The organism is Thiolapillus sp., from assembly GCF_048562965.1.
Lineage (GTDB): Bacteria > Pseudomonadota > Gammaproteobacteria > Chromatiales > Chromatiaceae > Thiolapillus > Thiolapillus brandeum_A.
Genome location: NZ_JBHNMF010000404.1, coordinates 1 through 2,972, shown reverse-complemented (window position 1 = coordinate 2,972; position 2,972 = coordinate 1). Strand labels below are relative to the sequence as shown.

Sequence of the window (2,972 nt, the reverse complement as noted above, 5' to 3'; positions counted from 1 at the left end):
AGATACAGTTTCTGATAAATGAAGTGGCTACTGAAGTTAACTGGAATGGAAGTACTGTGAAAAAAGGAAGGTTTTCAGGTTCGCCTTAAAAGATGTAAGAGTTGAGCATTGCCTGATGTCTTGTGGGAGTGAATTCCAAACATAGGGTCCAAAGTAAGTGAAAGTGCGAAAGCCGTGAGTCTTGCGTTTGTATTGTTGGATTTTGAGCATGCGGGAATCCGAAGAAGAGCGAAGCGTGCGAGACGGAGTGTAGATATGTAAGAGTTCAGAGAGGTAAGTAGGACCAGATCCATTTATAGCATGGAAGCACATGCATGCAACTTTGTATTTAATGCGCTCTGAAATGGGAAGCCAGTGCAGCTTTTTCAGGAGAGGTGTCGAGTGGTGATGACGAGGTGCCATGAGAATGAGTCTTGCAGCAAAGTTTTGAACTTTCTGGAGAGGTTGGATGACAGAATTGGGTGCACCCATGAGGAGACAGTTACAGTAATCAAGCCGCGAGAGGATGTAGGAGGTAACAAGGGTTTTGGTTGCATCTTCAGTGAGAAATCTGCGGATTGAACTAATACGTTTGAGCTCGAAATGAGCGGTTTGACAGATCTTTATGACATGTTTCTTCATGGACAATTCTGAGTCAAGAATGAATCCAAGGTTCCTAGCAGAATAAGAGAAAGGGATGTTGTGACAACCGAGAGTAATCGAGTCAGGGAGGGAAATGGCGGCGGGCTTCGATGAAGAAAAGAAGGAGAAGAGAAGAGCTTCTGTTTTGTCGTCGTTGAGTTTGAGTTGATTTTCTGTCATCCATGCTTTGATGTCATCTGTGCATGCACAGAGTTCTTTGGTGAGGTTGTCTATTTCACTGAGAGGGGCGGATTTCTGGAGCTGCGTGTCATCTGCGAAAAGTTGATGGTTTACAGAATGGCTTGCAATGATGTCAGAGAGAGGTGTGGTGTACAGGACGAAGAGAACGGGCCCCAGCACCGAGCCCTGAGGCACACCATACTTGAGCTGTGATTGTGGCGAGGATGAGTTATTTACTGAAGTGAACTGACATCTGTCTGAGAGATATGACTCGAACCATTCGAGTGCAGTAGACTGAATACCAAAAAGAGAATAGAGGCGGGAGAGGAGAATTTGATGGTCAATAGTGTCAAAAGCTGCAGAAAGGTCTAATAGCAGAAGAACAGAAATGTTGTCATTGTCCAGAGCAGAGAGAATGTCGTTTATGACACGCAACAAGGCGGTTTCGGTGCTGTGACCTGCACGATAGGCTGACTGAAAGGGGTTGCAGAGGTTGTTTGCTTGAAGATGGGAGAGAAGTTTGTGAAGAACGACTTTTTCAAGGATTTTAGACAGAAATGGGAGGTTAGAGATGGGGCGGTAGTTTTTCAAAAGATTCTTGTCGAGTGATGGCTTTTTCAACAGGGGTTTTACGATTGCAGTCTTCAGACCACGTGGTACAATGCCAGTAGTAAGAGATGTGTTGATGATGTTGGTGATGGTCGGCAAGAGGATGTCAAGATTGTCATACAGAAGTGTGGTGGGGATGGGATCAAGTTCACAAGATTTCGCAGGTGTACTCTTAATTATTTTCAAGACAAAGTCATCAGTGACAGGGTCAAAGGTCTGTAAGGGATCTCCGGTGAAAGAGGCAACAGAGGAAACAGTTGGGTTTGGAGGAGGAAAATTGTTTCTGATGGTGCGGATCTTCTCCGTAAAGTATTCAGAAAAGACAGTCGGGAGATCATCAGAGTCAAAAGCTGAAGGAAGCGGCGAAGAAAAGTTTTTGCCGAGCATGGAGTTGAAGTTTTGAAAGAGTTGTTTACAAGTGGTGCTAGATTGGATCTTTGCAGAGAAGTAGGTTCTCTTCGCTTTATCTACTAGGTCTGTAACTTTCTGTTTAATGGAGTCATAAATTTGTTTGTGGACGGTGAGTTTAGACTTGAGCCAACGTCTCTCTGCCTTCCGACGCTCCCTTTTCAGCTCGCAGAACTGCTCCGCGATACTGCTGAACCAGGGTGTCGGCTTCCTCGTACGGGATGTGCGACGGCAGAGAGGGGCGTGCTTGTCAAGGACAGAACGAAGGTGGTTATTGTAGTCGGAGACAGAGCTACTTCGTGAGATAACGTCAGAGAGATCTTGTTTAAAGGTGTTTGTGTCAATCTTTTTAAGACAGCGGTATTGGAAGGTTTCAGGCTCTTGCAGGGGTACAGATACATCAAGCTTGCATAAGATAGCTGTGTGGTCAGATGTGAGTCCATGATGTAATTTGGTGGAAAGGAGGATGTTGTCACTTTGTTTAGAAAGCACTAAGTCAAGCAGGTGGCCTTGGTTGTGAGTGAGTTCAGTAACGGATTGAGTAAGGTTGAAAATGTCTATGATGTCGTGCAGTTTTCTGGAGTTGTTGTTTTCTAAATTTTCAAAATGAAAGTTAAAGTCACCCATTAGAAGTGTTTTCCCGGGCAGACTGTCAGAGTGTTCAAGGAAGTCGGAAAATTGATCGAAAAACATGGAATCGGTAAAGTTGTTCTTTTTACTGGGTGGAGGGCGGTAGATACAAAAGAAGTTGGTTAGCTGCTTACTGTAGGTAAGAGTCAGTTGAGCGGCTTCGAAGCAAGGATGCTGAACTGGAAAAGATGAGGTGGACGAAACATGCTGCTTCAGAGAGTCCCTCAAGACGAAGGCGATTCCCCCACCTTTGACGCTGGGTCCGCCCGAGGAGCGGGGGAAGGAGAGGACTGAGTATCCAGGCGGAGCCAGGTCCGCGATCTTGGCCTCATCACCAGCAGGGCGCAGCCAGGTCTCCGTCAGCAGCATGATGTCGATGTTGTTTTCAAGCATGAACGTGGAGATGTCGGATCTTCTCCTGGACGTGCCGACGGATCTTGCATTGAAGAGACAGACAAGGAGCGTGTTTTCAGTCGAGGAGGAATGAAGGGGAATGCGAAGCAGTTGTCTGCGAGTAGGACGCA

Annotated in this window: 1 protein-coding gene; it reads right to left on the bottom strand. The window is 46.1% G+C overall.

All coding sequences use genetic code 11. The features are described from left to right. Positions 1–36: 36 nt before the first annotated feature. Complete coding sequence (locus tag ACOCD2_RS15500) at positions 37–2,943, bottom strand: reverse transcriptase family protein (RefSeq protein WP_419625773.1); 2,907 nt, start codon at positions 2,941–2,943, stop codon at positions 37–39. Positions 2,944–2,972: the final 29 nt, after the last annotated feature.